Here is a 21559-nt window from a genome sequence, read left to right as displayed (position 1 = left end):
ATGCCTCCCCCGAGACTGACTGCGTGATCACAGTAAGTCGGGGCGGGCCCTTTGTCAGCGAGGCTCGCACCGGCTTGTTCACGGGCTCCTCCGCGGGAGCCTTCCCCGGCACCCCCCGTAACGTGTGCGAAACACGGACACGGCATGCTGGTAGGGGACCCGTACTGTCGTCTTGAGGGGATGCCGTGGACCGCCAGCAGGAGTTCGTGCTCCGCACGCTCGAGGAACGCGACATCCGGTTCATCCGGCTGTGGTTCACCGACGTGCTCGGCTTCCTCAAGTCCGTCGCGATCGCCCCCGCGGAGCTGGAGGGCGCGTTCGCCGAGGGCATCGGCTTCGACGGCTCGGCCATCGAGGGCTTCGCCCGGGTCTACGAGTCCGACATGCTCGCCAAGCCCGATCCGGCCACGTTCCAGATCCTGCCCTGGCGCAGCGAGACGCCCGGTGCGGCGCGCATCTTCTGCGACATCCTCATGCCCGACGGCTCGCCGTCGCACGCCGACCCCCGCTGGGTGCTCAAGCGCACGCTCGCCAAGTGCGCCGACATGGGCTTCACCTTCTACACCCACCCCGAGATCGAGTTCTTCCTGCTGAAGAACCGGCCCGAGCCGGGCGGGCGGCCCGAGCCGATCGACTCGGGCGGCTACTTCGACCACACCCCCCACAGCGCCGGCCACGACTTCCGGCGCCAGGCGATCATGATGCTGGAGTCGATGGGCATCTCGGTGGAGTTCAGCCACCACGAGGGCGCGCCCGGCCAGCAGGAGATCGACCTGCGCTACGCCGACGCGCTGACCACGGCCGACAACATCATGACCTTCCGCCTGGTCATGAAGGAGGTCGCGCTGGAGCAGGGCATCTGGGCCTCGTTCATGCCCAAGCCGTTCACCGAGCACCCAGGCTCCGGCATGCACACCCACATGTCGCTGTTCGAGGGCGACCGCAACGCCTTCCACGAAGCCGGCACCGACTACCGCCTGTCCAAGATCGGCCGCTCGTTCATCGCCGGGCTGCTCAAGCACGCCGCCGAGATCACCGCCATCACCAACCAGTGGGTCAACTCCTACAAGCGGCTCTGGGGCGGGGCCGAGTTCATCGCCGGTCAGGGCGGCGAGGCGCCCTCCTACGTGTGCTGGGGCCACAACAACCGGTCCGCGCTGGTCCGGGTGCCGATGTACAAACCACACAAGGGCGGCTCGACGCGCATCGAGTTCCGCTCGCTCGACTCGGCGTGCAACCCCTACCTGGCGTTCGCGCTGGTCCTGGCGGCCGGGCTGAAGGGCATCGAGGATAGCTACGAGCTGCCGCCCGCCGCCGAGGACAACGTGTGGACGCTGACCAGCGCCGAGCGGCGGGCCCTCGGCATCCAGCCGCTGCCCGGGTCGCTCGACGAGGCGATCGCCGTCATGGAGCGCAGCGAGCTGGTGGCCGAGACACTGGGCGAGCACGTCTTCGACTTCTTCCTGCGCAACAAGCGGGCCGAGTGGCGCGACTACCGCCGCACCGTCACCGAGTTCGAGCTCGGCCGCTACCTGCCCGTGTTGTGACGAGGCCCGTTCCGGGGCGGAGCCTGCTCAGCCCTGGAACTCGCGCACCTCGATGGGGAGGAGCGCCACGGCCCTCGCCATCTTGCGGCCCCACCCGAGCGCGGCCTCCATGTCGGCCGCCCGGATGATGGTGAACCCGCCGACGTGCTCCTTGCCCTCGGTGTACGGGCCGTCGGTGGTGAGCACCTCGCCCTCCCTCAGCCGCGCCACGGCGGCCTGGTCCGGCGGGCGCAGCCCGCCGGAGAAGACCCACACGCCGGCGTCCTTCATCTCCTGCTCCAGCGCCCCCAGGTCGCGCATGACCGGGTCGAGGATCTCGGGTCCCGGCGGCTCGCCGTCGGGCTGGTACATGGTGAGCACGTAATGCCTCATCGCGGTGTCCTTTCCTCGGAGTTCACCCTTCACACGAACGGCCCGCGCCCGGATCGACACGCCACGCGGAAAAAATCGGCCGCGTTCCGGCCCGCCGTCATCCGTCGTGGTCGGGCGACGATCCGGTGATCCGGATCTCGCGCAGGCGGTCGTCGTCCCCGCCGTCGAAGGTGATCGCCTCCAGCAGGGCCGCCTCCGCCCTGTCGACGATCAGCACGCCCGCCGCCGGCGTGGGGTCGCCGCCCTTCACCCGCGCGACCAGGCGGGCCCACCGCCGCTGATGGCGGGCGAACGTGCGCGGCGCCACCACCCGGCCCCTGGCCTGCTGCCCGGCCAGCGCCGCCTCCGGCGTCGCGTCCAGCAGGAGCAGGTGCAAGCGGGAGTGGTGCCGCCGCGCCAGCCACGCGAAGCCCTTCAGCACGTACGGGGCGCAGCCCCGGTTGTGGGCGATGACCGAGCGGCCGCCGGCGAGCGCCCGCCGGATGCGGCCCACATGGGTGGCGAACACCAGGGCGCGGCGCACCGGGCCTGGCATCCAGCCGAGCCTGCCGTGCCAGTGCCGCTTGGCCTGCGCCGAGTCGATCACCGCGACCGCGCCCGCGGTGACGGGCAGGCTCTCGGCGCCGCCCAGGCCGTACAGGCGGCGGAGCAGGGTGGTCTTGCCCGCGCCCGGAAGCCCGGTCAGGATGACCAGGGATCCGGGCGGGTATCGCAATCTCGACCCTTGCACAGGCCCACCCCCGAATGATCAACGTACATGTCCCGTGCCGTTCCGGCGAGGGGACTGCGTGCCTTAGAGACTCGTCGAAGCCGGGCCGTGGCGCGCGCCCGCGGCCGGGCCGGCATCAGCGGGTCAGGCGTGTGGTAAGGGAGTCCAGCCGATCGTGCAGCCGGGCCTGGTCGTCGCCGATGCCGGCCAGGACGGTGCGGAGGCCGGCCAGCTCGTCCACCGCCCCGCGCAGCTCGTTGACCTCGGAGAGGATCTGCGCCACGTCGGCCTCGGTACGCCGCTCCCTGGCGGCGTTGCGCTCGAACCGCTCGACGAACCAGGACGCGATGGCCGCGGTGACCACACCGAGCAGGGCGATCCCCGCCAGCATCAGCCCCGACGCCACCAGCCTGCCCTCGGGGGTGACGGGGAAGCGGTCGCCGTACCCGACGGTGGTCATCGTGGTGAGCGACCACCACAGGGCGTCGCCGATCGTCTGGATGTTGCCGGCCGGGTTGTCCCGCTCCGCGTCCAGCACGGCGACGCTCCCGACCAGGGCCAGGAAGACGGCGGTGCCGCTCACGTACACGACCGCGCGTAGCCGCAGCGGGAGCTGGATCCGTTCGGCGACGACCTGCAGGAGCAGCAGCGCGCGCAGCAGCCAGAGCGGGCGCAGGAGGGGGAGCAGGACGACCAGGAGCGAGGGGATGTTCCTGAGCACGAAGCGTATGCGGCGGGGAGCCAGGTAGACGCGGATCAGGTAGTCCGTGGTGAACAGGAGATAGGTGCAGACCTGGAGGTACCAGAACATCTGGTCCACAAAGGGCGGAAGGCCGGGCAAGATAATGGGGATCGCCCAGCTGAGAAGAAACGCGGTGCCAATGGTGAGAAGTGCCGTGCTCGTGCGGCGCTCCCATGAGGTCAGCCGATCCATCCCGACAGTCTGATGGCATGACCGCCTGTCGCTCTAGGCCGGTATCGGCGGATTGGTCGCGGGACGCGGAAGGGCCGGGATAGGGTACTGCCGACGCCTTGATCGGCCTCACTCCCGGCAGTGGTTCGGAGTGAGGCCGATTTTCGTTGCTTCTCACCCCCGGCTCACGTCCGCGCGATGTGGGGCGTCTACGGTCCCGTGGTAGGCGTGATGGCAGGCATGGCCGCGCGACGGGCGGGAAGCAACGGACCTCATCGAGGCGTTGTAGGTCATGTCGATCAGCCGCGAGACCCCCGGTATCTGCGGGAATCGGGAGTCTGGGTAAAATCGGCCTGCTTCTATTGACATTTACGGACTTTTCGCCGTATGCGGCGATGTAGGAGGGTGTGGCATGACGACGGCTGCCTTGCAGACCGTGCTGACCGTTCCCGAGCGCTTCCGTGGCCCGGTGGGGGTCGCCAACGGCGGCTGGATAGCGGGCACCATGGCGGAGGCTCTGAACGGTGGCCGATCAGCCGTCGAAGTCACACTCCACGCTCCCACCCCCCTGGAGACCGAGCTGCGCCTCGAACACGTGGCCAACTCCGTCTCCCTCTCCCACGGCGACCGGCTCCTGGTCGAGGCGATCCCCGTGGCCGAAGACCTGGAGGGCCCCGGCTTCGTGCCGTTCACCGACGCCGCCCGCGCCGAGGCGGGATTCGTCGGCCTGCGGGCGCACCCGTTCGCCGAGTGCTTCGCCTGCGGCATGCGCGAGCCCGGCGACGGCCTGCGCATCTTCCCCGGCCCTGTGGAGGGCACCGACATGGTGGCCGCCGGATGGCGGGTGCCGTTCAACGTGACGGGCGAGGAAGGTGTTCCCGCCTCGATCGTCGGGGCGGTGCTCGACTGCATCACCGGCTGGGCCCACTTCGGCCCGGGCGAGACCGCGCTGCTCGGGCGGCTCGGCGTGCAGATCCACCGGCCCGTCCACCCCGGCGGCCGCTACTCCGTGGTGGCCCGCCCGACCGGCCGCGACGGGCGCAAGATGTTCGGGCAGAGCGCCATCTACGAGGACGACGGCACCCTGGTGGCCGCCGCCCGCGCCACCTGGATCGCTCCACGCTGACACCGCGCCGTCACCGCCGGTCGCCGGCGGGCATCGATCGTCAGGGCGACAGGCGGGAGACGCGCCGCTGCGCGGCCAGGTCGCCTTCCCGCAGCCGTACGCCGTGACCGGGCTCGCGGCCCGGCGTGACGACGCCGTTCTCGATGACGGGCAGCCCGGTGACGAGCTCGCCGTACCAGGTGTGCAGGAAGGCCCTGACCGTCTCCTGGATGAGCCCGTTGGGCTGGCCGCACACGAAGTGCACGCAGCCCGCCAGCGTGGCGGGCCCGGTGCAGTCGTGCGGCGCCACCGGAACGCCGTAGGCGTCGGCGAGTGAGGCGACCTTGCGGGCCTCGGTCAGGCCGCCCGTCCACTGGACGTCGAGGGTGAGGACGTCGACGGCGCCCGAGTCCAGCAGCGGCTTGAAGCCGCGCCGCCCGACGCACGTCTCCCCGGCCGCGATCGGCACGGGGGAGTCGAGGCGGGCGTAGGCGTCGGCGGCGTCCGAGCGCAGCGGGTCCTCCACCCAGAACGGCCGGTACGGCTCCAGCGCGGCCAGGATCGTCTCGGCGGCGGGCCGGCTCCACAGGCCGTGCAGCTCGACCATCAGCTTCATGTCCTGGCCGGCCTCCTCCCGGATCGCGGCGATCACCTCGAGCCCTTGGTCCAGGTCGGCCCGGGAGATCACGGCGCCGCCCGTACGCTCGGCCGCGGCGTCGAACGGCCATACCTTCATGCCGCCGATGCCCTGCTCGCGCAGGTCGCGGGCGAGCCGGGCCGGGTCGGTGAGGAAGGCGTTCAGGTCCTCGTAGCGGCCGGTGGCCAGGCCCCAGTTGCCGCTCTCCTGCCGGGCCGAGGTGGCGATGTACCCGGGGCCCGCGCACGTGTTGTAGATGGGCATGCCGTCGTGGACGGCGCCGCCGAGCAGGTCGACGAGCGGCAGCCCGGCGGTCTGTCCGAGCAGGTCCCAGAGGGCGAGGTCGACGGCGCCGTTGCCGCGCGTCTCGGCGCCTGAGCCCTGGTAGCCGGTGTACGGGGTGAGCAGGCGGGCGACCCGTTCCGGCGTGGGACCGGCCAGGCCGAGCAGGACGGGGGCGACGCTCTCGTGCAGGTACGCCTCCACCGTCAGCGCGCCGAAGAACGCCTCGCCGAGCCCGGTCAGCCCGGAGTCGGTGTGCAGGCGGACGAACAGCAGGTTGGGTTGGACGGCGGGCCGGACGGTCTCGAGGGCGACGATCTTCACGAGTTCCCCTTTCAGCGCTAAGACCGGATATGCGCAGGTGACATGGCCACCAAACGAAATTTCCGGATAATGGGCCGATATGAGCGTTACCGTCATCCAGCACGAGGCCGACGCCGGGCTCGGATATCTGGGCGAATGGCTGGGACTGGACTTCGACGTCGTGCGGCCGTACCTGGGCGATGAGATTCCCGTACGCGCGGGCGACGGGCTGATCGTGCTCGGCGGCGCGGCGGCCGCCTGGGAGGACGAGCGCAGCCCCTGGCAGCCCGCCACCCGCGACCTGCTGCTGCGGGCGGTAGAGGAGAGCACGCCCACGCTGGCGATCTGCCTCGGGGCGCAACTGCTGACCATGGCCTGCGGCGGCGCCGTCGATCGCGGCGCGTACGGGCTCGAAGTGGGCGCCCGCGACGTCGCCGCCCTGCCCGGCGCCGCCTCCGACCGGCTCTTCTCCGGAATCTGCACGGCCGTGGCCGTGCAGTACCACCAGGACGTCATCACGCGACCGCCCGGCGGCGCGGTGCCGTTGATGACCGGCACTCCGTACCCTCACCAGGCCTACCGGCTCGGGGATGCCGCCTGGGCGGTGCAGTTCCACCCGGAGGCCACCCCCGAGATCTTCGCGTCCTGGACCGGCGAGACGGCCCTGGAAGGGGCCGGGGAGCTCGACGCCGAGGTCAAGGCGGCCGAGGCCGACCTCATCGCGACCTGGCGCCCGGTGGCGAGGGCGTTCGCGGACGTGGTCCGGGATCCCGCCCGCTGACCTGGTGCGCCCACGGGCCGAAACGGAGGCCGGCCTGCTACGGCCCGCGGCGGGGGAACTGCCACTATGGAGGGGTGCCCAGGATCGAATCCACCGCCGCGAGGCTCGCCAAGCTCGGTTTCGCCGACGGCGCCAGGGCGGCCAGGCTCGTCGGCCAGGCCGGAGCCGATCTGGACGACCTGCTGGAGCCGCTGGTCGACGTGGCCGACCCCGACCTGGCGCTGGCCTCGCTGGCCCGCCTGGCCGAGCGGGACCCGTCCGTGCCGGGAAAGCTCCGCGCCGACGGCGAGCTGAGGGCCAGGCTCGCCGCCGTGCTCGGGGTCAGCGAGGCGCTCGGCGACCACCTGGCACGCCACCCGGAGCAGGTGGCGCTGCTCGCCGAACACCGCCTGGGCGATCCGCGCGAGGAGCTCCTCCGGGCGGTCGGCGCCGGCGGGCCGGACGCGCGGAAGCGAGACGGGGCCGAGGGGATGACCGCGCTGCGGGTGGCCTACCGGGGCAGGGTGATGCACCTGGCCGCGCGCGACCTCACCGGCCAGGCCACGCAGGCGGAGGTCATGGCGGAGCTGTCCGACCTGGCGGGCGCGGCGCTGGAGGCCGCGCTGGCCATCGCGCGGGCCGAGGTCGACGCCGCCGACGTGCGCCTGGCCGTGATCGGCATGGGCAAGTGCGGCGCCCGCGAGCTCAACTACATCAGCGACGTCGACGTGATCTTCGTGGCCGAGCCGCGGGAGGGCGCCGACGAGGAGAAGGCGCTGCGCTCGGCGACCCGGCTGGCCCAGGCCATGATGCGGACCTGCACCGCGACCACCCCCGAGGGCTCGCTGTGGGAGGTGGACGCCGGGTTGCGGCCGGAGGGCCGGTCGGGGCCGCTGGTGCGCACGCTGGCCAGCCACCTGGCCTACTACCGGCGCTGGGCGAAGACGTGGGAGTTCCAGGCGCTGCTGAAAGCCCGGCCGGTGGCCGGCGACCTGGAGCTGGGCGCGGCCTACGTCGAGGCGGTCAACGAGCTGGTCTGGTCGGCGGCCACCCGCGAGCACTTCGTCGAGGACGTGCAGGCGATGCGCCGCCGGGTGGAGGCGCATGTGCGCGCCGAGGGCGAGCGCCAGCTCAAGCTGGGCCCCGGCGGGTTGCGCGACATCGAGTTCGCGGTGCAGCTGCTGCAGCTCGTGCACGGCAGGCTCGACCCGCTGCTGCGCCGCCGGGGCACGCTGCCCGCCCTGGCCGCGCTCTCCCGCGGCGGCTACGTCGGGCGTGACGACTCGCGCGGCCTGGCGGAGGCGTACGCGTTCCTGCGCCGGGTCGAGCACCTGCTGCAGCTGCACCGGCTGCGGCGTACGCACATCGTGCCGGAGGACGAGGCCGATCTGCGCAGGCTGGGCCGGGCGCTGGGCATGCAGGCCGACCCGGTGGGGGAGTTCACCGCCCGGTGGCGGCGGCACGCGATGGAGGCGCGGCGGCTGCACGAGAAGCTGTTCTACCGCCCACTGCTGCAGGCCGTGGCCCGGCTGCCGGAGTCGGAGGCGCGCCTGTCGGCCTCGGCCGCCGCGGCCAGGCTGGAGGCGCTCGGCTACGACGACCCCACCGGCGCGCTGCGCCACATCGCCGCGCTCACCACGGGGGTGTCCAGGCGGGCCGCGATCCAGCGCACGCTGCTGCCCGTCATGCTCGGCTGGTTCGCCGACACGCCCGACCCGGACGCGGCGCTGCTCGGGTTCCGGCAGGTCAGCGACAAGCTGGGCAGCACGCCGTGGTATCTGCGGCTGCTGCGCGACGAGACGGCGGTGGCGGCCAGGATGGCGCGCGTGCTCGGCACCAGCCGCTACGCGACCGGCCTGCTCATGCACGCGCCCGACGCGGTGGCGATGCTGGGCTCGGACGAGGAGCTGGCCGTGCGCTCGCGCGAGTCGCTGCTGGGCGAGGCGTCCGCCGCGGTGTCGCGGCACGCGGGCGGCCCGGAGAACGCCGTCGCGGCCGTGCGGGCGCTGCGGCGCAAGGAGCTGTTCCGTACGGCCGTCGCCGACATCGCCGGGCTCATCGACATCGAGACGGTGGGCACGGCGCTGTCGCGGCTGACCGACGTGACCCTCCAGGCCGCGCTCGACGCCGCGCTCGACGCCGCTTCTGACAGGGCCGCGCGGGTCACCTCGTTCGCGATCGTCGCGATGGGCCGGCTCGGCGGCATGGAGTGCTCCTACGCCAGCGACGCCGACGTCATGTTCGTGCACTCGCCGCTGCCGGGGGTGGACGAGCGCGAGGCCACCGACGCCGCCCACGCCGTGGCCAACGAGCTGCGCAGGCTGCTGTCACTGCCCGCCCCCGACCCGCCGCTGGCCATCGACCCCGACCTGCGGCCGGAGGGGCGGCAGGGCCCGCTGGTGCGCACGCTGGCCTCCTACCGCGCCTACTACGCGCGCTGGTCGTCGGCGTGGGAGGCGCAGGCGCTGCTGCGGGCCAGGTTCTCGGCCGGCGACCCCGAACTGGGCGCCGCGTTCGTCGCGATGATCGACGAGCTGCGCTACCCGGGGCAGGGCCTGCCCGACGACGCCGTCAGGGAGATCAGGCGGCTCAAGGCCCGCATGGAGGCCGAGCGTCTGCCGCGCGGCGCCGACCCCGCCCTGCACACGAAGCTCGGCCCCGGCGGCCTGTCCGACGTGGAGTGGGTGGCCCAGCTGCTGCAGCTGCGCCACGCGGGCGGGCTGCCGTCCCTGCGCACCACCCGCACGCTGGAGGCGTTGCGCGCGGCCGTGGCGGAGGGCCTGCTCGACCGGGCGGACGAGGAGGTGCTCGCCGAGGCGTGGCGTTTCGCCTCCCGCGTCCGAGACGCGATCATGCTGGTCAAGGGCAGGCCGGGCGACAGCGTGCCGCGCGACTCGGGGGAGCGCGGGCTGATCGCGCAGGCGCTCGGCTACCCGCCGGACGGCTCCGAGGACTTCCTCGACGACTACCGCCGCGTGACGCGCCGCGCCCGCCAGGTGGTGGAGCGCGTCTTCTACGCCTGACGGCCCGCCGCGACAACCCGGTGAGGGCTTGCTCGCTCGATCCGGCGGGGTGTATCAAAGCGCGATGCTCTCCGTTTACGTGGACCTGGCGCTCGGCCTCGCCGTGTCGTTCCTGCTGCTGTCACTGCTCGTGAGCGGCTTGAACGAGGCCGTGGTGCGGCTGCTGTCCATCCGCAGCAAGTTCCTGTGGGCCTACCTCAGGGACACCTTGGACGGCTCGGACGCCCAGGGCCGGTCCTGGTTACCGGCCGGCGTACGCGACGTGTTCGCGGCGCTGCCGTTCCAGCGCGACCCGCGCCCTCGGCACAGTGGCCGGCCCGCCCCCGCGGAGGCGGGAGAGCTGCCCGCCCGCGCGGGCGAGTCCGACGACGCCCTGGTCACCCTGCTCTACCAGCGGGTGCGCGAGATCGACCACCCCAAGAGGGGCCGCACCAGCATCGCCGACCTCCCGCCTGGGCGGTTCGCGGTGGCCGTGATGGAGCTGGCGGCGGGCGCGCCCGGCGGCGTCGAAGGGTTCCTGGCGAAGCTGAAGGAGATCGGCAGCCCGCTGCACGGGCCGCTCAACGGCGTGTGGGAGACGGCACAGCGCGACCTCGACCGGTTCAGGCAGGGCGTGGAGGCCTGGTTCGACGGCGAGATGCAGCGGCTCACCCTGCTCTACCGGCGTTATGTGAGGTGGGTCGTCACCGTGTTGTGCGTCGCGGTGACGCTGCTGTTCACCGTGGACGGGCTGGAGCACGCCAAGACGCTGCTGCGGGACAACGCCTTCCGCGCCTCCGTGACGGCCGTCGCCGAGGCGGGGCCCGCCGCGTACGACGAGCTCAGGGCGCGGTGCACGGGCGGCGACCCGGTGTCGTGCGTCTCGGAGACGCTCAGCCGGCCGGCGCTGGCCAGGCTGCTCGGCCAGGCGCCGCTCAGCGTGTCGATCCCGGAGCGGGGCGATCCGGTGTTCGCCTGGAACGGCGGCGTGTGGTGGGACCGGCTGACCACGCCGAGCCACTGGCCGGGATTCCTGCTGACGTACGTGGCGTTGTTGTTCGGTGCCCCGTTCTGGTGGGACGTCCTGCGCCGGCTGACGGGGATCAGGTCGAGGCGCTGAGCCGCGAGCCCGTGGCCGCCAGCGCGATCACGTCGGCCAGCTCCGCGAGCTCGCCGGGGTCGTCGGTCAGCCGGGCCGTGGCCAGGCGCAGGTGGGGGGCGGGCGCGGGGTCGATCACGTAGCGGCTGCCCGGCGCCGCCGAGATCCCGTGCGCCGCGAGGGTGACCAGCGCCGCGGACTCCTCGCGTACCGGGACCCACAACACCAGGCCGTCGCGCCCGCCCGTACGGACGCCGCGGGCGGACAGCTCCGCGGCCAGCCGCGCGCGCCGGCCCGCGTAGGTGTCACGGGCGCGTTCGACGCCGGCCCGTGTCGCGGCGTCGCCGAGCAGGTGGGCCAGCGCGTCCTGCAGGATCCTGCTGGTCCAGCCGGTGCCGAAGCTGCGCAGCACGCGCACCCGCTCCACGGCCTCGGCCGCCCCGCCGACGATCGCGATGCGCAGGTCGGGGCCGTGGGACTTGGAGTACGACCGCACCAGCACCGTACGGTCGGGAAAGCGCGTCCCCATGCTCACCATCGGCGAGACCGACAGCTCGCCGATCCCGTCGTCCTCGACGACGAGGGTCGCCGTGGGCTCCAGCAGGGCGGCCAGCTCGGCGGAGCGCTCCGGGGTGACGGCGTGGCCGCAGGGCGACTGGCCGCGCGGCTGGTAGACGAACGCCACCGGCCTGGCCCGCAAAGCTCTGTCCAGCGCGCCGGGCAGCGGGCCGTCCTCGTCGCAGGCGACCGGGATGATCTGGACGCCGATCGTCTCCAGGATGTCCAGCAGCCGCGCCGCCGTCGGCTCCTCGATCGCTATCCGGTCGCCGGGCAGGGCCGCGGTCTGGCAGAGCAGCTGCACGCCCTCGTAGCCGCCGCCGACCGCGAGCCAGCCCTGGGCGGCGAACGGCCAGTCCGGCTCCACGGCGGCGCGCAATCGCGGCGTGATCGTCTCGCGCGTGTAGTCGTTGAGCCGGTCGGTGCGGGCGGCCGCGGCCAGGGCGCTCTCCAGCGGCGGCAGCAGCGCCGGGTCGGGGGAGGCGATCGCCAGGTCGATGGCCAGCCGGTCGCCGAAGTGGCCGATGCGCTCGTACCGGATGGGGCGCGGCACGTCGGGCGGGCCGAGCACCACCGTGCCCCTGCGGCGGTCGGTGCGGATCATCCCGTGCCGGCGCAGCTCCGACCAGGCCTCGGCGACGGTTCCCGAGCTGACCCGCAGCTCCCTGGCCAGGGCGCGCACGGTCGGCAGGCGGGTGTCGGCGGTCACCGTGCCCTGCCTGATCAGGTCGGTCAGGACGGTCGCGATCCCGCGAGCACTCGGTTCGCCGATGCGTTCCGCCAGCCATGTGGCGTCCACTCCACCCCCATGGGTTCCGCAAATCTTTGTTCAGCAACAAAGATCGTCTTGTGTTGGCCTCTCCCCTGAACATATGGTTCTTCGCAATTCGGGGCAACTAATGTCGTTTGGGGGGTTTGTGGCCGAGATTCGGATTCGGCTGGCGGCGCGGGACTGGGACCACCTCGTGCCGATCGCGACGGAGGCGGTCAAGCCCGAGGGTTTCGCCCTCGACCTCGACTCGCGTGCCGTCACGCCGGACGTGCTGGGCGAGCCGGGGCTGGACGGCGGCGAGACCTCGTTCAGCAGGTACGTGCTCGGCCGCGCGGCCGGCGACGACCGGCTCGTGGGCCTGCCCGTCTTCGTCATGCGCGGCTTCCGGCACCGCTGCGTCCTCGTCCGCCGCGACAGCGAGCTGACCTCGCTGGAGGAGCTCAAGGGCGCCCGCGTCGGGCTCACCGGCTGGCCCGACTCGGGCAACACCTGGACCCGCGCCCTGCTCAGAGCCGCGGGCGTGGACCTCGGCGGCATCGACTGGACGGTCGGCCCGCTGGTCGCCGGCGAGACCGGCAAGGACAGGACGGGCCCGGTCCCGCTCCCCGGCAACGTCTCGCTGACGGACGAAGGGCTCGCCGAAGGGCTCGCGGCCGGCCACCACGACGCGATCATGACGCCGTTCATGCCTCCGGAGCTCTTCACCCCCGAGAGCCGCCTGCGCCACCTGCTGCCCGACCACCGCGCCGCCGAACTCGCCTACTACGAGCGGACCGGCTTCGTGCCGGGCATCCACCTGGTCACGCTCAAGCGCGAGAGCGTCGAGCGCCACCCGTGGCTGCCGCAGGCCGTCCAGGACGCGTTCGAGCACTCCAAGCGGCACTGGCTGGCCCGGCGGCGGCTGCTCGCCGACACCACGCCGTGGCTGCTGTCCGACCTGACCGCGACGGCGCTGATCTTCGGCCACGACTGGATGCCGTACGGCGCCGCCCCGAACGCGGCCATGGTCGCCGCCTTCTGCGCCGAACTGCACGCCCAGGGCATCTCACCCCGCCCCATCGGAGCCGAGGAGGTCTTCGCCGCATGAGAATCGCCGTCGGACAGTTCGCCTCCGCGGAGGACTGGACCCAGAACCTCAAGACCTGCCAGGCCCTGATCGACGAGGCCGTGGCGGGCGACGCCGGACTGCTGGTGCTGCCCGAGGGTTCGCTCGCGCTCTTCGTCGACGAGCCCGCCCGCATCAGGCAGGCCGCGCAGCCGCTGGACGGGCCGTTCGTCAGCGGGCTGGTCGAGCGCACGCGCGGCTCCGCCACCACCGTGATCGCCGGCGTGCACATCCCGGCGGACGACGGGCGCGTGTACAACGTCCTGGTCGCCGCCAGGGACGGCGAGCTCGTCGCCACCTACACCAAGCTTCACCTGTACGACGCCTTCGGCAAGCGCGAGTCCGACAACGTCGTCCCCGGAACCAACGCCCCCGTCGTGATCGACTGCGCGGGCTGGAAGGTCGGCATGATGACCTGTTACGACGTGCGCTTTCCCGAGATGGCCAGGCTCCTGGCCGACCAGGGCGCCCAGATCATCGCGCTGCCCACCGCGTGGGTGCGCGGCCCGGCCAAGGAATGGCACTGGGAGGTCATGGTCACCGCCCGCGCCCTGGAGAACACCTGCTACGTGGCCGCCTCCGGCGAGTGCGGCCGGCGCAACATCGGATCCAGCATGGTCGTCGACCCGCTCGGCATCACCCGGGCCCGCCTCGGCGCCGCGCCGGGCATGCTCTGGGCCGACGCCTCGGCTGCCGAGCTGGCCGACGCCCGGCTCACCCTGCCCGTCCTCGAGAACCGGCGCTTCGCCGTCGACCCGCGATTGGAGCGACATGACTAGGCACACGACGCCCAGAGGCGTGACGGCCGCCCTGCTCGGCGCGGCCCTCGTGCTGGCCGGATGCGGCGCCAACCCCGAGGAGGCGGAGGGCGTGCTGAACTCCCAGCAGCCCCAGGGCACGACCGCCGCCCAAACCAAGGACCAGGCGCTGTACGACCGGCTGCCCGACAAGGCCAAGCAGGCGGGCAAGCTCGTCTCGGTGAACAACGGCTCCTTCCCTCCGTACGAGATCGCCGGGGCCGACGGCAGGTCGCTGACCGGCGCCGCCGCCGACATGTCCGAGGCACTCGGCCAGCTGCTCGGCGTCAAGATCGAGCACGTCACCGTGGACGGGCTGCCCAGCTCGCTCACCGGCATCGCCTCCGGGCGCTACGACTTCGCCATCGGACCCGTCGGTGACTTCCGCGAGCGGCAGAAGTCCAACGACTTCGTCGACTGGGTCAAGGAGTTCGTCGTCTTCGCCGTGCTGAAGGGCAACCCCAAGAACATCGGCTCCCTCGCGGACACCTGCGGGCTGAAGATCTCCGTCATGGCCGGCGGCTCCGCCGAGAGCGTGATCAAGGGCCAGTCGCAGACGTGCGTCAAGGAGGGGAAGCCCAAGATCAACGTCCAGTCGTACAAGGACCAGCCCACCTCCGTGCTGGCGGTCAGCTCCGGGCGGGCCGACGCGTTCTTCTCCTCCCAGGCGCCGCTCACCTACTTCGTGGACCAGGCCGGCGGCAAGCTCGAACTCGCCGGCAAGGGGCAGTCCAACGGGTTCGACGACCTGTACCAGGGCGCCGTCGTGGCCAAGGACTCGCCGCTGCGCGACGTGCTCAAGGACGGCATCCAGAAGCTGATGGACAACGGCACCTACGACAAGATCATGGACAGGTGGGGCACGTCCGACAACAAGCTCGACCAGGCCGGCGTGAACTTGGCGGAATCATGAGCCTGCCCGACGTCGACGTCGCGGGCGCCGCCCGCACCCGCCACCCGCTGCGCTGGGTCGCCTCGATCGTCCTGCTCGTGCTGGCCGCCCAGCTCGTGAGCCTGCTGGTCACCAACCCCAACTTCCAGTGGGACGTGGTCGGCCGGTACGTCAACGCGCAGATCATCGGCCAGGGCATCTTCACCACGCTGCTGCTCACCGTGATCGCCATGGCCGTGGGCGTCGTCCTCGGGGTGCTCCTCGCCATCGGCCGGCTGTCGGAGAACCCGGTCGCGCGGGCCGCCTGCGGCCTGTACGTGTGGTTCTTCCGCGGCACTCCGGTGCTGGTGCAGCTCGTGCTCTGGTACAACCTGTCGTACCTGCTGCCGGAGATCTCGTTCGGCGTCCCGTTCGGGCCCGAGTTCGTCAGCGCCGACACCAACGTGCTCATCACGCCGCTGCTCGCCGCCATCCTCGGCCTCGGCCTCAACGAGGGCGCCTACATGGCGGAGATCATCCGCGGCGGTCTCATGTCGGTCGACCACGGCCAGACCGAGGCCGCCTCCGCGCTCGGCATGAGCGGCGCCAGGACCTTCCGCAGGATCGTGCTGCCCCAGGCGATGCGCTTCATCATCCCGCCCACCGGCAGCCAGGTCATCAGCATGTTGAAGGCCACGTCGCTGGTCAGCGTCATCGCGCTGGCCGACCTGCTCTACACCGTGCAGTCCATCTACAACCGTACGTTCCAGACCATCCCGCTGCTGATCGTCGCCTGCGTCTGGTACCTGGTGATCACCTCGATCCTGTACGTCGGCCAGTCGTTCATCGAGCGTCACTACGCGCGCGGCGCCACCAGGAACGCCCCGCAGAGTTTCTGGTCGTTCCTGACCTTCCGCCGCCGCCCCACCCCGGAGGTGCCCTCGTGACCGTACCCATGGTCAGCGCCCGCCGCGTGCGCAAACACTTCGGTCACCTGGAGGTGCTCAAGGGCATCGACCTGGAGGTGACGCAGGGCGAGGTGGTGGTCGTCCTCGGGCCGTCCGGATCGGGCAAGTCGACGTTCCTGCGCTGCGTCAACCACCTGGAGACCATCGACGGCGGATCCATCCACGTCGACGGGGAGCTGATCGGGTTCGAGGCGTCCGGAGGCCGGGTGCGGCACCTGCGCAAGCGGGAGGTCACCCGCCAGCGCAGGGAGATCGGCATGGTCTTCCAGCAGTTCAACCTCTTCCCGCACTTCACCGTGGTGCAGAACGTCATCGAGGCCCCCGTCGGCGTCCGCGGCGAACCCCGCGACCAGGCCAGGGAACGCGCGCACGCGCTGCTGCGCCGGGTCGGGCTGGAGGAGAAGGCGGGCGCCTACCCCCGCCAGCTGTCCGGCGGGCAGCAGCAGCGCGTCGCCATCGCCCGCGCACTGGCCATGCGGCCCAAGCTGATGTTGTTCGACGAGCCCACCAGCGCCCTCGACCCCGAGCTCGTCGGCGAGGTGCTCGCGGTGATGAAGGGCCTGGCGGAGGACGGCCTGACCATGATCGTGGTGACCCACGAGGTCGGGTTCGCGCGGGAGGTGGCCGACCGGGTGGTGTTCATGGACGACGGCGTCGTGGTCGAGTCGGGCGCCCCCGCGGACGTGCTCGACCGCCCGGCCAGCCCGCGGACGAAGGCGTTCCTGAGCCGGGTACTCTGACCCGGGTGGAGACCGAGCGGGCCCTTCATCGGCTTCGCCGGGCTGGCCCCGCAGACGTCGACGCTCCCTTCCTGCCCGCCGTGGAGATCGGCCGGCGGCAGGCCCGCCCGGCGTGGGGGCACGGCTACGCCACCGAGGCGGCCAGGCGGGCCGCCGCGTACGCGTTCGCCGAGGCGGGGCTCGACGTCATCATCTCCATGACGGCCGTGCGCAACGCGCGCTCGCGTGCCGTGATGGAGCGCCTGGGCATGACCCGCGACCCGGCCGAGGACGTCGACCACCCGAGGGTCCCCGGGAACAGCCCGTTGCGCCGCCACGTCCTCTACCGGCTCAGGCGCGACACCCGGTGAAGACGATCTCCGGCGTGCGGTCCCGCACGCCGGGGCCCAGCCGGCCGGCAGGGCGGCCTTGATGAGCGGTCCTGGAGAGCGGCGCTGACGAGCGGTCCTCGCGCGTGGTGCTGGTGAGCGGCGACGGCCTCGGCCGCGCGCGTCCGGCGCGTCCGTGTCGCGCCTTCCGCGTTCCCGCACCGGGGTGCGGGTATTGTGATCGGCCCGTCCTCCCCTGGCCGAGACGACGAGGTGACCGTGCACTTCCAGCATTCGACCGACATCTGGCGCGACTTTCCCGAGCTCGTCCCGGGGGTGATGTCCGTGGCCGGCGTCTCCAAGGACGTCCGCGTGGACGACCGGCTCGCGCACTACGGCGAGATCGCCGCCAGGCGCCTGGCCACCGCCTCCGAGGGCGAGTTGCCGGAGATCAGGGCGTGGCGGCGGGCGTTCTCGGCGATGGGCCTGAAGCCGACACAGTACCGCTGCGCCTCGGAGTCGCTGCTGCGCCGCTTCAGGAAGGAGGGCGCGCTGCCGCGGTTGCACCCGCTGATCGACCTGTGCAACGCGGTGTCCCTCGCGTACGCGGTCCCGGTGGCCGTCTTCGACGTCTCCCGGATCTCCTCCTACGTCGAGGTCCGGTACGCGGCGGGTGATGAGACGTACGTGACCTTCTCCGGCGAGACGGAGCGCCCGCCGGCCGGGGAGGTCGTCTTCGCCGACGCCGACGCGATGGCCCACGCCCGCCGCTGGACCAACCGCCAGAGCGGCCGGTCGGCCGTGCGCGACACCACGACCGACGTCCTGATCGTCGCGGAGGCCCTGCACGGCACGGCACGCGCGGACATCGAGGCGCTCACCGCCGGACTGGCCGGTGAGGTGCGCGGCCTCTGGCGGGCGACTCCGGAACCCGTCCTCCTGACCGCCTCGGCGCCTCGCTTCACGTTCTGAGATTCCGTACGGGACACCTCCGGTGCGACGACTCCTGGAGATATGTCCCGGAACCCGTAAGTTCTGTCCAGATCATTATTGGACGTTTAGGTTTTGACGGGACGTTTGGGTTTATAGAGGTAGCTGAGAATATGTGCATGGGTACGTCTGCTTGCGTCTGAGCACCCGAGGTGGGTGCCTGGTTTCGGCTGATCTATCCATGAATGGGAAACGAGCTCGTGAATACTAGAAGTCGGCAATCGCGGACGCCGCGCCATGGGCGGTTCGCGGTACTAGCTCTGGCCGGCGCCGTCGCCGGTGGCATGTTCCTTCCGCTGGGCCAGGGGGTGGCCAGCGCGAGCGCGGGCTACGTCGCCGTCGAGGCCGGTGGTCCGCCGTCCGCGCCGGTCCGGCACGTCTCGAAGCCGAGGCGCGTCGTGAGGGAGAAGCCGATCCTGCGCAACCCGCACTGGCACCCGCCGAGGATCGACATCATCGTCCACAACCTCAACCGCAACAAGAACAAGCACCGCCGCCACCATCACCACCAGGACGAGGTCAAGGTCAAGGTCGTCAAGAAGAAGAAGGACTTCAAGGACCACGACTTCAAGGATCACGACTTCAAGGATCACGACTTCAAGGATCACAACTTCAAGGACCACGACTTCAAGGACCACGACTTCAAGGACCACGACTTCGAGCACGGTGACTTCGACCACCGCGGCCCCGAGCAGGACGGCTCCAACAACGACCGCGACGAGTGGTGGCCGACGGATGGTGATCTGACCGAGTGGTGACCGCGAGAGCGGCTGACACCACGGCCGGGCCGGCGTCCCGTTCCAGGAGCTGAGGCCCGCATCGAGGGCGCGCGTGAAAGGCCATCGGCGAAGCAGCCGATGGCCTTTCCCGCGCCCGTTTCGTCTCCGGGCGGCCGGTCACCGCGGGCGGCGGGAACCCGCGGCGCGCCAGGTGGTGGCGGTCGTGGTGACAGCGCGGTCCTGGAGCGGACTGGAGTAGACGACGCTGGTCGTGACGGAGCCCAGCCCGGAGATCCGGCCGGTGACGTGTTCGAGGTGCTGCATGGAACCGGCGACGACCTTCAGGACGAAGCAGTCCTCGCCGGTCACATGGTGGGCCTCCATGATCTCGGGTGTGGTGGCGATCAGGTCGTGGAACGGCCGGTAGTTGCCGGTCGGATAGCGCAGCCGGACGAAGGCCAGGATGCCGAGCCCGAGCCGTTCGGGATCCACGACGGCGGAATAGCCGCTGATCACGCCGGTCTCCTCCAGCCGGCGGACCCGTTCGGTGACGGCGCTGGCCGACATGGACACGATCCGGGCCAGTTCGGCGTAGCTCGCGCGCCCGTCGCGTTGCAGCGCTTCGAGGATGCGCATATCCGTCTCGTCAAGGGAAACACCGGCCACAACCGATATTTACCATGAAACCCCCGGTAGAAGGGCGCAAGTGCCGTTGATCGTCGCTTCCAGCGCGAGATCGGGGCTCATATCGTCGTGGCCATGACCACCCTGTTCACCAGCCCGGCCCTCCGGGTGCCGCCCGCGGATCCGGCGGACGCCGCCGCCTTCTTCGCCGCACGCCTCACCTACCAGGCCGACGTCTCCGACGTTCATGCCTCGCTCGAGTCAGGAGACCCAGGGTTCGTCCTGGTCGACTCGCGGTCCGCCGACGGCTGGAGGCAGGGCCACGTGCCAGGCGCCGTACACCTGCCCACCGGCCACATCCCGGCCCGCGCGGCCGGCCTGCTCGACCCCGCGGTTCCAGTGATCACCTACTGCTGGGGGCCGGGCTGTGACGGGGCCACCCGCGCGGCACTCGCCCTCGCCCTGCTCGGCTACCGCGTCAAGGAGATGATCGGCGGCATCGAGTACTGGATCCGCGAGGGTTTTCCCGTCGGCACCACGACCGGTGCCGAGCGACGCGCACCCGATCCGCTGACCGCCCCGGCAGGCTCCGCCACCTGCGCCTGCTGACGGCGCCGACCGGGAACCGCTCGTGACGCTCGTCCCGCCGCATCGGGCGTCCGGGTGCCGAAACAGACGCTCCACCGGACGGGCCTGGACGGTTCGGGGGCCCGCTCACGTGCCAGAACGGCCCGGCATCACGAGGCGATGCCGGGCCGTTCTGCTCCGGTCCCGTGCCGCCAGAGGACGGTGAGGACCGGGAACAACGAGCAAGGACGAGAACGGTTTCTCCAGCTCAGCGACCGTTATGAGACAGATCGCCGGGGCCGGGGAACCGCGCCGTCACACGTCGTAGTAGAGCTCGAACTCGTGCGGGTGCGGGCGCAGCCGGATCGGGTCGACCTCGTTCTCGCGCTTGTACGCCACCCACGTCTCGATCAGGTCGGGCGTGAACACGCCGCCCTCGAGAAGGTAGTCGTGGTCGTCCTCCAGCGCGTTGAGCACGTCGGTGAGCGAGCCCGGCACCTGCGGCACCTGGCGGGCCTCCTCCGGCGGCAACTCGTAGAGGTCCTTGTCGACCGGCTCCGGCGGCTCGATCTTGTTGCGGATGCCGTCGACGCCGGCCATCAGCATCGCCGAGAACGCGAAGTAGGGGTTGCACGACGGGTCGGGCACCCGGAACTCGATGCGCTTGGCCTTCGGGTTGGAGCCCGTGATCGGGATCCGGACGCAGGCCGACCGGTTGCGCTGGGAGTAGACCAGGTTGACCGGGGCCTCGTAGCCGGGCACCAGACGGTGGTAGGAGTTGACCGTCGGGTTGGTGAAGGCCAGCAGCGACGGCGCGTGCTTGAGCAGGCCGCCGATGTAGTAGCGGGCGGTGTCGGACAGGCCCGCGTAGCCGACCTCGTCGTAGAAGAGCGGCGAGCCGTCCTTCCACAGCGACTGGTGGCAGTGCATGCCGGAGCCGTTGTCGCCGAAGATCGGCTTGGGCATGAACGTGACCGTGTGGCCGTATTCGAGCGCCGTGCTCTTGATGATGTACTTGTACAGCATCAGGTTGTCGGCGGTCTTGAGCAGCGTCCCGAACTTGAAGTCGATCTCCGCCTGACCGGCCGTGCCGACCTCGTGGTGCTGCATCTCGACGTCGATGCCGCACTCGATGAGGTTGCGCACCATCTCCGAGCGCAGGTCGGTGAAGTGGTCCATCGGCGGCACCGGGAAATAGCCGCCCTTGTAACGCGGCTTGTAACCGAGGTTGCCGCCCTCGGTCGCCTTGCCGGTGTTCCAGGCGCCCTCGATGGAGTCGATGTAGTAGTAGCCGGCGTTCTGGCGCGTCTCGAAGCGCACGTCGTCGAAGATGTAGAACTCGGCCTCGGGCCCGAAATAGACCGTGTCGGCGATGCCGGTGCCCTTGAGATATTCCTCGGCCTTGCGCGCGACGTTGCGCGGGTCACGGCTGTAGGCCTCGCCGGTCAGCGGGTCGTGCACGAAGAAGTTGATATTGAGCGTCTTGTGCTGGCGGAACGGGTCGACCACGGCGCTGGCCGGGTCGGGCAGCAGCAGCATGTCGGACTCGTGGATCGCCTGGAATCCACGGATCGACGATCCGTCGAACATGAGCCCGTCGGTGAAGACGCTCGCACTGAAGTTCTCTACCGGGAAGGTGAAGTGGTGAGTCGTCCCCGGCAGGTCGGTGAACCTGACATCGACGAACTGCACCCCTTCGTCACTGATGAACTTCAGGACGTCGTCGGCGGAGTTGAACACTCTCGAACCTCCCTGGGGACTGGCCATCATGCCGACGCTAGAACTCGGCCGTTTCCGTCCGGTGTCTCGAC

General features: G+C 71.2%; 21 protein-coding genes. 14 read left to right on the top strand and 7 right to left on the bottom strand.

What is annotated here, in order from left to right:
• Positions 1-185 precede the first annotated feature (185 nt).
• Complete coding sequence (locus tag ACTWPV_RS12765) at positions 186-1547, top strand: glutamine synthetase family protein (protein ID WP_347642555.1); 1362 nt, start codon at positions 186-188, stop codon at positions 1545-1547.
• A 27-nt stretch (positions 1548-1574) separates the two neighbouring features.
• Here the strand turns inward: ACTWPV_RS12765 and ACTWPV_RS12760 are convergent, their stop codons facing one another.
• The 3 genes from ACTWPV_RS12760 to ACTWPV_RS12750 form a co-directional block, all read right to left on the bottom strand.
• Entirely contained in the window at positions 1575-1919 is a 345-nt protein-coding gene (locus ACTWPV_RS12760; protein ID WP_347642556.1) for a YciI family protein, read from the bottom strand.
• A gap of 97 nt (positions 1920-2016) precedes the next feature.
• Entirely contained in the window at positions 2017-2634 is a 618-nt protein-coding gene (locus ACTWPV_RS12755; RefSeq protein WP_443151894.1) for an AAA family ATPase, read from the bottom strand.
• Positions 2635-2764: 130 nt separating this feature from the next.
• A complete protein-coding gene (locus ACTWPV_RS12750; protein WP_443151893.1) occupies positions 2765-3562 on the bottom strand; it encodes a potassium channel family protein in 798 nt (265 codons plus the stop codon).
• 391 nt (positions 3563-3953) lie between these two features.
• On the opposite strand from ACTWPV_RS12750, the gene ACTWPV_RS12745 reads away from it, so the two are divergent.
• Positions 3954-4667, top strand: a complete 714-nt coding sequence (locus ACTWPV_RS12745) for a PaaI family thioesterase (RefSeq protein WP_443151892.1) — start codon at positions 3954-3956, stop codon at positions 4665-4667.
• Between the two features lie 40 nt (positions 4668-4707).
• On the opposite strand, the gene ACTWPV_RS12740 is transcribed toward ACTWPV_RS12745, so the two are convergent.
• Positions 4708-5889, bottom strand: a complete 1182-nt coding sequence (locus ACTWPV_RS12740) for a mandelate racemase/muconate lactonizing enzyme family protein (RefSeq protein WP_443151891.1) — start codon at positions 5887-5889, stop codon at positions 4708-4710.
• Between the two features lie 79 nt (positions 5890-5968).
• Between ACTWPV_RS12740 and ACTWPV_RS12735 the strand changes: the two genes are divergently transcribed.
• From ACTWPV_RS12735 to ACTWPV_RS12725, 3 genes are all read left to right on the top strand, one after another.
• A complete protein-coding gene (locus ACTWPV_RS12735) occupies positions 5969-6649 on the top strand; it encodes a type 1 glutamine amidotransferase (RefSeq protein WP_443151890.1) in 681 nt (226 codons plus the stop codon).
• Positions 6650-6723: 74 nt separating this feature from the next.
• Positions 6724-9651, top strand: coding sequence for a bifunctional [glutamine synthetase] adenylyltransferase/[glutamine synthetase]-adenylyl-L-tyrosine phosphorylase (locus ACTWPV_RS12730; RefSeq protein ID WP_443151889.1), 2928 nt, complete (start codon positions 6724-6726; stop codon positions 9649-9651).
• Between the two features lie 64 nt (positions 9652-9715).
• Positions 9716-10750, top strand: a complete 1035-nt coding sequence (locus tag ACTWPV_RS12725) for a hypothetical protein (RefSeq protein ID WP_443151888.1) — start codon at positions 9716-9718, stop codon at positions 10748-10750.
• Here the strand turns inward: ACTWPV_RS12725 and ACTWPV_RS12720 are convergent.
• Positions 10734-12086 (bottom strand): aminotransferase-like domain-containing protein, encoded by a 1353-nt coding sequence (locus tag ACTWPV_RS12720; protein WP_443151887.1) that lies wholly within the window; start codon positions 12084-12086, stop codon positions 10734-10736. The genes ACTWPV_RS12725 and ACTWPV_RS12720 overlap by 17 nt on opposite strands.
• 118 nt (positions 12087-12204) lie before the next feature.
• Between ACTWPV_RS12720 and ACTWPV_RS12715 the strand changes: the two genes are divergently transcribed.
• The 8 genes from ACTWPV_RS12715 to ACTWPV_RS12680 all read left to right on the top strand — a co-directional run bounded on the left by ACTWPV_RS12715 (position 12205) and on the right by ACTWPV_RS12680 (position 18596).
• The gene (locus tag ACTWPV_RS12715; protein WP_443151886.1) at positions 12205-13146 is read left to right on the top strand and encodes a hypothetical protein; all 942 of its coding nucleotides are present in this window, start codon (positions 12205-12207) and stop codon (positions 13144-13146) included.
• Positions 13143-13943, top strand: a complete 801-nt coding sequence (locus ACTWPV_RS12710) for a deaminated glutathione amidase (RefSeq protein WP_347642565.1) — start codon at positions 13143-13145, stop codon at positions 13941-13943. Before ACTWPV_RS12715 ends, ACTWPV_RS12710 begins: the two co-directional genes overlap by 4 nt.
• Positions 13936-14874, top strand: coding sequence for an ABC transporter substrate-binding protein (locus ACTWPV_RS12705; RefSeq protein ID WP_443151885.1), 939 nt, complete (start codon positions 13936-13938; stop codon positions 14872-14874). The genes ACTWPV_RS12710 and ACTWPV_RS12705 overlap by 8 nt, the downstream gene beginning before the upstream one ends.
• On the top strand, positions 14871-15779 hold the full coding sequence (locus ACTWPV_RS12700; protein ID WP_347776272.1) for an amino acid ABC transporter permease: 909 nt from the start codon (positions 14871-14873) through the stop codon (positions 15777-15779). The genes ACTWPV_RS12705 and ACTWPV_RS12700 overlap by 4 nt, the downstream gene beginning before the upstream one ends.
• 8 nt (positions 15780-15787) lie before the next feature.
• The gene (locus tag ACTWPV_RS12695; protein ID WP_347643130.1) at positions 15788-16540 is read left to right on the top strand and encodes an amino acid ABC transporter ATP-binding protein; all 753 of its coding nucleotides are present in this window, start codon (positions 15788-15790) and stop codon (positions 16538-16540) included.
• Positions 16541-16545: 5 nt separating this feature from the next.
• The gene (locus ACTWPV_RS12690) at positions 16546-16890 is read left to right on the top strand and encodes a GNAT family N-acetyltransferase (protein ID WP_443151884.1); all 345 of its coding nucleotides are present in this window, start codon (positions 16546-16548) and stop codon (positions 16888-16890) included.
• Positions 16891-17085: 195 nt separating this feature from the next.
• Positions 17086-17820 (top strand): B3/B4 domain-containing protein, encoded by a 735-nt coding sequence (locus ACTWPV_RS12685; protein WP_443151883.1) that lies wholly within the window; start codon positions 17086-17088, stop codon positions 17818-17820.
• Positions 17821-18122: 302 nt separating this feature from the next.
• Entirely contained in the window at positions 18123-18596 is a 474-nt protein-coding gene (locus ACTWPV_RS12680) for a hypothetical protein (RefSeq protein ID WP_443151882.1), read from the top strand.
• A 138-nt stretch (positions 18597-18734) separates the two neighbouring features.
• Here ACTWPV_RS12680 and ACTWPV_RS12675 read toward each other — a convergent pair whose 3' ends face one another.
• Positions 18735-19223 carry an Lrp/AsnC family transcriptional regulator gene (locus tag ACTWPV_RS12675; RefSeq protein WP_347642571.1) on the bottom strand — a complete coding sequence of 163 codons (489 nt, stop codon included), beginning with the start codon at positions 19221-19223 and terminating at the stop codon, positions 18735-18737.
• 93 nt (positions 19224-19316) lie between these two features.
• Between ACTWPV_RS12675 and ACTWPV_RS12670 the strand changes: the two genes are divergently transcribed.
• Positions 19317-19790, top strand: a complete 474-nt coding sequence (locus tag ACTWPV_RS12670; RefSeq protein WP_443151881.1) for a rhodanese-like domain-containing protein — start codon at positions 19317-19319, stop codon at positions 19788-19790.
• A gap of 273 nt (positions 19791-20063) precedes the next feature.
• Here ACTWPV_RS12670 and glnA read toward each other — a convergent pair whose 3' ends face one another.
• Entirely contained in the window at positions 20064-21488 is a 1425-nt protein-coding gene (gene glnA, locus ACTWPV_RS12665) for a type I glutamate--ammonia ligase (protein WP_132512635.1), read from the bottom strand.
• Between the last annotated feature and the right edge of the window lie 71 nt (positions 21489-21559).

This window comes from Nonomuraea sp. KM88 (assembly GCF_052245635.1).
Lineage (GTDB): Bacteria > Actinomycetota > Actinomycetes > Streptosporangiales > Streptosporangiaceae > Nonomuraea.
Note: the sequence above shows the minus strand (reverse complement) of the source record. Positions and strands in the feature narration are given on the sequence as shown.

Excerpts from the sequence above, each read along its gene's own strand:
- ACTWPV_RS12760 (WP_347642556.1), bottom strand. The coding sequence starts at position 1,919 with ATGAGGCATTACGTGCTCACCATGTACCAGCCCGACGGCGAGCCGCCG.
- ACTWPV_RS12750 (WP_443151893.1), bottom strand. The coding sequence starts at position 3,562 with ATGGATCGGCTGACCTCATGGGAGCGCCGCACGAGCACGGCACTTCTC.
- ACTWPV_RS12745 (WP_443151892.1), top strand. The coding sequence starts at position 3,954 with ATGACGACGGCTGCCTTGCAGACCGTGCTGACCGTTCCCGAGCGCTTC.
- ACTWPV_RS12735 (WP_443151890.1), top strand. The coding sequence starts at position 5,969 with ATGAGCGTTACCGTCATCCAGCACGAGGCCGACGCCGGGCTCGGATAT.
- ACTWPV_RS12725 (WP_443151888.1), top strand. The coding sequence starts at position 9,716 with ATGCTCTCCGTTTACGTGGACCTGGCGCTCGGCCTCGCCGTGTCGTTC.
- ACTWPV_RS12710 (WP_347642565.1), top strand. The coding sequence starts at position 13,143 with ATGAGAATCGCCGTCGGACAGTTCGCCTCCGCGGAGGACTGGACCCAG.
- ACTWPV_RS12705 (WP_443151885.1), top strand. The coding sequence starts at position 13,936 with ATGACTAGGCACACGACGCCCAGAGGCGTGACGGCCGCCCTGCTCGGC.
- ACTWPV_RS12700 (WP_347776272.1), top strand. The coding sequence starts at position 14,871 with ATGAGCCTGCCCGACGTCGACGTCGCGGGCGCCGCCCGCACCCGCCAC.
- ACTWPV_RS12695 (WP_347643130.1), top strand. The coding sequence starts at position 15,788 with ATGGTCAGCGCCCGCCGCGTGCGCAAACACTTCGGTCACCTGGAGGTG.
- ACTWPV_RS12680 (WP_443151882.1), top strand. The coding sequence starts at position 18,123 with ATGTTCCTTCCGCTGGGCCAGGGGGTGGCCAGCGCGAGCGCGGGCTAC.
- ACTWPV_RS12670 (WP_443151881.1), top strand. The coding sequence starts at position 19,317 with ATGACCACCCTGTTCACCAGCCCGGCCCTCCGGGTGCCGCCCGCGGAT.